A 7478-nucleotide genomic window follows, 5' to 3' on the forward strand; every position below is an offset into this window, starting at 1 on the left:
ACAGCAGCAACCGATTCACGCCGCAACAACGCTGGAACGCGACTCACTATGGGCCTCTGGAATCTCTACTTCGCCGCCAAGCTGTACCTCTTCTCGCTCGGGAAGCTGCAGGTCGAATGGCTGCTGAACATCCTGTTCGCCATCGCCCTGCTGGTGCCGCTGCATCTGCGCTGGCTGCGCATCACGCGCAATGTGCTCGCGGTGCTGGCGGGCATCGCGCTCTTCTATCACGAGTCGGGCTGGCCGCCGATCAGCCGCGCGATCTCGCAGATTCCCGTGCTGCTCACCTTCACACCCTCGTACATGCTGGAGCTGCTCGGGCGCCTCGTCTCGCTCAAGGCGATCATTGCGGGCGTGCTGGCGGTGCTGCTCTACTTCCTCATCAACCGCTGGGTCCGCGTGACGACGTTCGTGCTGATCGCGCTGGTCGGCGTGCCGCTGTATCAGGGCGCGGGCACGCTGGTCGCGAACGCCACCAGCGCGCTCGCACAGAATGGCGGCGACAGCGGCGATGGCGATGGCCGCAACGCCAACGAGCCGAAGAACGATCAGAAGGGCGGCTACGATCAGCAACTCGCCGCGTTCCGCGCCAACGAGGAAGGCCGGCATGTGAATTTCACGCCGCTCACGAGCGACCCGAGCGCGCAGTTCGACATCATCGTCGTGCATATCTGCTCGCTCTCGTGGGACGACATGGACGTGGTGAAGGCGCGCAATAATCCGCTTTTCTCGCGCTTCGACTACATCTTCCAGAACTTCAGCTCGGGCGCGAGCTACAGCGGCCCGGCCGCGATCCGCGTGCTGCGCGCGACCTGCGGTCAGGAGCCGCACAAGACGCTGTACGATCCGGCGCCGCCCGAGTGCCATCTGTTCGCGCAACTGGCCCAGGCCGGCTACACGCCGAACGCGCTGCTCAATCACAATGGCCGCTTCGACGACTTCCGCGGCACCGTGATCAAGGAAATCGGCGTGCCGGGCGTGACGATTCCGTCGAACGACGGTCTGCCCGTGTTCATGAAGGAGTTCGACAATTCGAATCTGGTGGACGACTACGACGTGATCGCGCGCTGGTACAAGCAGCGCATCGCGGCGGGCGGCGGCCCGGTCGCGCTCTACTACAACACCGTGTCGATGCATGACGGCAACCGCCTGCCCAACACGAAGCTCACGAGCCTGGAGTCGTATCCGATCCGTCTGCAGACGCTGCTTGGCGACGTCGACAAGCTGATCGATCTCGTCGCGCAATCCGGACGCAAGGCGGTGATCGTGTTCGTGCCCGAGCACGGCGCGGCGCTGCGCGGCGAAGAGAACCAGATCGCCGGCATGCGCGAAATTCCGACGCCGCGCATCGTCCACGTGCCCGTGGGCGTGAAGGTCGTCGGCCTGCCCTCTGGCTCCGAGCGCGTGGGCGGCCCCGTGACGATCGACCAGCCGACGAGCTATCTGGCGCTCGCGCAACTGCTCGCGAATCTGGTGGCGAAGAGCCCCTTCGCGGTGGGCGCGCAGCCGCTCGCGCAATACGCGCAGAACCTGCCGCAGACGCGCATGGTGGGCGAGAACGAAGGCACCGTGACGATGACCACGCCGTCGGGCTATGTGATCCATACGCCGGACGGCGTGTGGGTGGAGGGCAAGTAAATGGCGCTGAAACTGTGGGGGAGCGGGCGGCGCACGCACAGTTCGCTGATGCCCGGCGATATCGACGCGCTTGCGCGTCTAGTCGATGGCGTCGATGCCGAGCGCTACTACGACGTGCAGGCCCAGGACGCGTGGCTGGACGCCGCAGGGCGCTGGCCGCTCATGGCGGCGCTGCTCGGGCTCAAGACCGAGCCGGAGAAATAAGCCGCCAGGGCGTCGTTCAGGCCTGCCTCACGAGAGCGTCGGGCGGCCGCGCTTGTGGGGGCGCGGGTAAGGATAGGGATCGCCTTGAGCTTGAGGCAGTTCCATTGTCAATTGCGTCCAGTCCGCTGCGCGCGATGCGGCGCGCGCGCGGGCGGCGCGCAGAAGATCGCCGCCCGGCTCGCCGGACTGCCGCGTGGGTTTGGGGCAGTCGGCAGGCGCCATATCGAACAGATCGCGCGCAAACAGTTCGTGCGTGTCGCCACATGTCGCCCGCGCCGGCGGCTCGATGCGACGGTGGCGCGTAATGGTGGCCTGCGCTTCGCATTCGGCCTGAAGCACGGCGCTCAATTCACGCGCCTTCGTCACCAGTTCGAACAGATCGCTCGTCACGCCGCGCGTGTGGTGCGCCGATGCTTCGCTGCGCAAACGCCTGGTGAGTTCGACGTAGGCGTCGAAGTCGACGTTGCGCACCGCTTCGTGCAATTTCGCCATGTCGCGCGCCTTCACGCGCGTGGGCTGCACGAGCTTCACGAAATACGGCGCCTCCAGCTCCACGCCGAACGCCACCGGGTAGCCTTTCGCGCCGAACTCCGCGCTCGCGCGCGGCGTCTGGCCAGCATGATCGATGCGGTCCACGACGACCGTGCCCTGCGAGGCGCACGGCGCCTTCGCGGTGCTCACGCTGCGCAGGCGCTCGGGCTGCACGCGCAGGCTGCTGCCAAGCGTGAGGTCGGTCGGTGACGCGCAGACAAGCGTGTAGTGATGATCGCGCAGCTTGCCCGACGGCAAACGGGCGCGGCTCGTCACCAACACGTGCTGCGGCAACGGGCGCACCTGGCCGCTCGCATCCACCCAGGCATTCCACACGAAGGCGTCTTCGCGCCTGACATCTGCCACGCGCGAGCGGCTGGCCGCCGGCGAAAACAGCGCCAGCAGCGAACCCGTGCGCAGCGCGGCGATCTGCGCGCTGCTGCCAAGCGACTGGTTGATACCCCACAAGAAACGCCCGCCGCCCAGGCGACGCTCCCACTCCTTGCGCAGGACGATCGTCGGGAGATCCTGTCCCGTTTCGGATCCGATCCTCGACCAGCAGAACGTGGGCGGTAGGTGTTTCAGTGTCATCGACTTCCTCGAAATGCGCCGCGCCTACCTATTCGGCAGGCAATTCAATAAACGCTACTGTATAGGTATAATGCATGACATGGAAGCCCCTGAGACTCATTTACCCGTACAGGAACTGTTGCGCCGGCTGACGGCCGATACCCGCTCGTCCAGCGAGATTGCGCGGCTTTCCGGGGTCAGCCAGCCGACCGTCTCGCGGCTTCGGCTTTCGAATGGACGCAGGGTCCGGCGCAGCGCGTCATTCATCAAGCTATGCAATTTCTACGGCATGAAGGCAGCCTCGCGGCCTGCCGCGGCCTATAACGACCTGCTGCGCAATGCCATCGTCGATGTATGGGACGGTTCCGAGGAGCACGGGCGCGCGCTGCTCGTCGTTATCAAGGGATTGAAAGAACTTCGGGAGCGGGCCGGATGAGCGCGGCCTGAGCTTGAGGTAACCGGATTTGGGATGGTGTTCGCGGCGCAGGAGGCTGGAAGCACGAAAAAGGCAGGTTTAGTCGCTTTCCGGGCTTGTCTGCGTGCCCTGTCGCACCGACATTGCATGGAAACCGCCTCGGCACAGGCAAGAAGCCCCCATAAGCGGTTACCTTTCTGCGCAAGCGGGTTCACGCGGGAACCTATGCGTACCGGGGTCTCGATTTTCCGGTGAACGTCTATATATAGGAGAGGAAGTCGCGCCGCTTGTGCGTGACGTTTCGTTTGTTTCCCTGCCGCCATCGCCCGCCACCATGAACTCAACGCCGATCGAAGCGACCCGTCCGCCACTGCGCGGCCAGTGCCTTTGCGGCGCGGTGCGCTACGAAGTCGAAGACGCATTCCGCTATGCCTTCAACTGTCATTGTTCGCAGTGCCGGCGCGCGACGGGCGCGGCCTTCAAGCCGTTCGCCGGGATCGAGCGCGCGCATCTGCGCCTGGAACAGGGCCGGAGCGACGCATTGATCCATGGGAATGTCGATGCCGCGCACGATGTCCGTTGCGGGCACTGCGGCTCGCTGCTCTATTCAGTGGTGCGCGAAGGCGCATGGGCACACATCACGATGGGCACCCTCGTGGATGCCCCTGCTATTCGCCCGCAGGGACATCTGTTTGTCGGCTCGAAGGCGCCATGGTTTGAAATCACCGATGCACTCCCGCAATATGAAGAATTTCCATCGTAATATTCGGGTGCGCGTGTCGAGGTCAACGCAGAAGGAGGCAGACACGTTCATAATAGAAGGTTGTCGCGTTGCAACTGCCGTAACGGGGAGCGATTGCAGCGCGTCACGTGCGCCCATGCGCCATTTCGACGCAATTTTGCTGCGGCACCGCCAGGCCGTTTATCCAATGAAGGAAAACGTGCGAACCATTGGCAGGTTATTGCGTCAAATTCCGCGCGTGAAAGAACGCGGAGCGCCAAAAGGCGCTGTTCAGACGTCGTATCCAATTCGTTTCGACCCTGCAATGGGCGATCTGTGCGTCCGCGCGACGATTCGGGTTGCCTCACGTGGCGTAACGCACTACCATACGCGATCTTTCTGCATTGCACGAAAATCCAGGACGCCACGCCCTTGTGCGTTTGGCGCTCGCTCGGCGGGCCGGCACGCGCCCCCGCCCATTCCCCTGCAATTTCGTCATCGCCAGGACGCCACGCCGCTGGCGCGTGACCCTTTTTGCCCTCGCCGGGCATTCCTTTCGAGGAGAATGTATTGACTAGCCATGATCGGGAAGACGCGCTGGCCTCGTCGTCTACCCGCACCGCACGCCGCGGATCCAAGGACAAGACCGGCGATACGACTCAAATGGACGGTTCTTCGCAACTCGAGAAGCGCCAGCACCAGATGCGCGCGCTCATCAAGCTCGGTCGCGAACGTGGTTATCTGACCCACGCCGACATTAACGACCATCTGCCCGATAACTTCGCGCAGACGGCCGCGCTGGAAACCATTGTCGCCACCTTCAACGACATGGGTGTGCAAGTCTACGAGCAGGCGCCGGACGCCGACACGCTGCTCCTGAACGACGAAGCACGCGCCGACCAGCAAGCCGACGACGAAGCCGACGAGGAAGTCGAAGTCGCCCTGTCGACCGTGGATTCGGAATTCGGCCGCACGACCGACCCGGTGCGCATGTACATGCGTGAAATGGGTTCGAGCGAGCTGCTCACGCGCGCGGGCGAAATCGAAGTCGCCAAGCGCATCGAAGACGGCCTGCAGGAAATGATCCAGGCGATCGCGGCTTGCCCGTCGATCGTCGCGACGATTCTCGCCGACGCCGACCGCATCGCCGCTGAAGAGATGCGCATCGACGAACTCGTCGACGGCATCGGCAGCGGTGAAGCGGAGCAGGAACCGGCAGCAGCACCCGAAGCCGACGCGGAAGAAGCCATCGACGCTCAAGCCGCTGAAGAAGAGGATTCGGACGACAGCGAAGACAGCGACGACGCCGACAACGCCAAGGCCAACGAAGCCCAGCTCGCACAGCTCAAGGCCGACAGCCTGGCGATCTTCGCACGCGTGCGCGCGCTGTTCGAGCAGATGACCTGCACGACGGACGCCGACGCGCGCGCTTCGAGCGCCGAAATGCAGATCTGTGCGGACATCCAGCAGGAACTCGCGCCGATCCGCTTCACGGCCCGCACCATCGACCGCCTGTGCACGCTGCTGCACGAGCAGGTCGCGGCTATCCGCGCCATCGAACGCAATGTGCTGGCGATCGTCGTGGACCGCTGCGGCATGCCGCGCGAGGCGTTCATCGAGCAGTTCCCGGGCAAGGAAACCGACCTTGAGTGGGGCGTGCGCGCTGCCGCTTCGTCGAGCAAGTACGGTCCCGCCATCGAGCGCAGCCTGCCGGCCATTCAGGCCGAACAGCGCAAGCTCGCCGAGATCGAAGCCGCTGCTTCGCTTTCGCTGCAGCAGATCAAGGCGATCAATCGCCGCATGACGGCTGCCGAAGCGAAGATGCGCCAGGCCAAGGGCGAGATGGTCAAGGCCAACCTGCGTCTCGTGATCTCGATCGCGAAGAAGTACGTGAACCGCGGCATGCAGTTCCTCGACCTGATCCAGGAAGGCAATATCGGCCTGATGAAGGCGGTGGACAAGTTCGAATACCGCCGTGGCTGGAAGTTCTCGACGTACGCGACGTGGTGGGTACGTCAGGCCGTGACGCGTGCGCTCGCCGACCAGGCGCGCACGATCCGCGTGCCGGTGCACATGATCGAAACGATCAACAAGCTGAACCGCATCTCGCGCGAGATCCTCCAGCAGACCGGCATGGAAGCGCATCCGGCCGATCTGGCCGCGCGTATGGGCATGACCGAAGAGAAGGTGCGCGGCATCCTCAAGATCGCCAAGCAGCCGGTTTCGCTCGAAAGCCCGGTCGGTGACGACGGCGATGCGACGCTCGGCGACATGATCGAAGATGCATCGTCGAGTTCGCCCGCCGATGCCGCGATCCATGCGAACATGCGTGCCGCCATCGACGAAGCGCTCAAGGCCCTGTCGCCGCGTGAGGCGAAGGTGCTGCGTATGCGTTACGGCATCGACACGACCTCGGATCACACGCTTGAGGAAGTGGGCAAGCAGTTCGACGTGACGCGCGAGCGTATCCGCCAGATCGAAAGCAAGGCGATGCGCAAGCTGATGCACCCGAGCCGCGCCGACAAGCTGCGTCCGTTCTTGGAGCGTTAATAGCGGTTTTATCGCTACGCTTTGCTGGAGCTGGATGAAAAAGCCCGTCACGAAGGTGACGGGCTTTTTGTTTGGCGCGAGGTGGAGTGGTTTTGCTGGAATGGCTGTGTAGTAAGGGGGGCGGAATCGAAGTGACCTTACCCCGTCGAGTGCACCAGTTTTAAGTTAGTGGCTTCGCCGTGTGTGAGAGCGTGGGTTGTTCGATTCGTTCACGCAGGTCGTCGTGTTGTCTGGCGTCCGCGCGAGGTTGAGCCGAACGCATTTCCTGGACGCCATTTAGTCGACGGATTTGAACGCGTGATGGATTTAAGCGCGTATTAGATTTTTATTCGCGCGATTTGAAGCGGATTAATGGATTCTGGAATGAAACTTTAACCCGGTATTGCGATTATCGCGATCACCGCTATGCGCATATGTTTGATGTGCGAGGGCTGTCTTGTGCTTTTTCACGCGCCGAAACGCCAGAACCCCGGCTCTCACTGGGAGAGGCCGGGGTTCTGGACGCACTGCATAAGGAGCCTGACGATTACCTACTTTCACACGGGCAATCCGCACTATCATCGGCGTGGAGTTGTTTCACGGTCCTGTTCGGGATGGGAAGGGGTGGGACCAACTCGCTATGGTCATCAGGCATGACGGGTTGCTGCGTCGCGCTTTTGTGGCGCCACAGCCAATCGGGAAGAAGCGTAAAGAATGTGTTGGGGTTGTGTTGTTTCGTCTGGCACAACACGGATCTCAACCTGTGCGTCCTGAGACACACCTGTTATAGGATCAAGCCTTACGGGCAATTAGTATCAGTTAGCTTAACGCATTACTGCGCTTCCACACCTGACCTATCAACGTCCTGGT

Annotated in this window: 6 protein-coding genes and 2 rRNA genes; 5 read left to right on the forward strand and 3 right to left on the reverse strand. The window is 62.9% G+C overall.

Annotated features, from left to right (window positions below; genetic code table 11):
* Window positions 1–48: 48 nt before the first annotated feature.
* Together bcsG and bcsR are read left to right on the forward strand one after the other, a co-directional pair.
* A complete protein-coding gene (bcsG, locus tag B0G62_RS12055; protein WP_103704407.1) occupies window positions 49–1638 on the forward strand; it encodes a cellulose biosynthesis protein BcsG in 1590 nt (529 codons plus the stop codon).
* Window positions 1639–1842 carry a BcsR/BcsP family cellulose biosynthesis protein gene (bcsR, locus tag B0G62_RS12060; RefSeq protein WP_103704408.1) on the forward strand — a complete coding sequence of 68 codons (204 nt, stop codon included), beginning with the start codon at window positions 1639–1641 and terminating at the stop codon, window positions 1840–1842.
* A 27-nt stretch (window positions 1843–1869) separates the two neighbouring features.
* On the opposite strand, the gene B0G62_RS12065 is transcribed toward bcsR, so the two are convergent.
* A complete protein-coding gene (locus B0G62_RS12065) occupies window positions 1870–2964 on the reverse strand; it encodes a hypothetical protein (RefSeq protein WP_146055260.1) in 1095 nt (364 codons plus the stop codon).
* Between the two features lie 79 nt (window positions 2965–3043).
* Here B0G62_RS12065 and B0G62_RS12070 point away from each other — a divergent pair, with 79 nt between their 5' ends.
* The 3 genes from B0G62_RS12070 to rpoD all read left to right on the forward strand — a co-directional run bounded on the left by B0G62_RS12070 (window position 3044) and on the right by rpoD (window position 6629).
* Entirely contained in the window at window positions 3044–3379 is a 336-nt protein-coding gene (locus tag B0G62_RS12070; RefSeq protein WP_103704442.1) for a DNA-binding protein, read from the forward strand.
* A 313-nt stretch (window positions 3380–3692) separates the two neighbouring features.
* A complete protein-coding gene (locus B0G62_RS12075) occupies window positions 3693–4121 on the forward strand; it encodes a GFA family protein (RefSeq protein ID WP_103704410.1) in 429 nt (142 codons plus the stop codon).
* Window positions 4122–4649: 528 nt separating this feature from the next.
* Window positions 4650–6629 carry an RNA polymerase sigma factor RpoD gene (gene rpoD / locus B0G62_RS12080; RefSeq protein ID WP_103704411.1) on the forward strand — a complete coding sequence of 660 codons (1980 nt, stop codon included), beginning with the start codon at window positions 4650–4652 and terminating at the stop codon, window positions 6627–6629.
* Between the two features lie 517 nt (window positions 6630–7146).
* On the opposite strand, the gene rrf is transcribed toward rpoD, so the two are convergent.
* Window positions 7147–7260 (reverse strand): 5S ribosomal RNA (rrf, locus tag B0G62_RS12085).
* A 136-nt stretch (window positions 7261–7396) separates the two neighbouring features.
* Window positions 7397–7478, reverse strand: a 23S ribosomal RNA gene (locus tag B0G62_RS12090); the annotation flags it as partial.

This window comes from Paraburkholderia eburnea, from assembly GCF_002917095.1.
Taxonomy (GTDB): Bacteria; Pseudomonadota; Gammaproteobacteria; order Burkholderiales; family Burkholderiaceae; genus Paraburkholderia; species Paraburkholderia eburnea.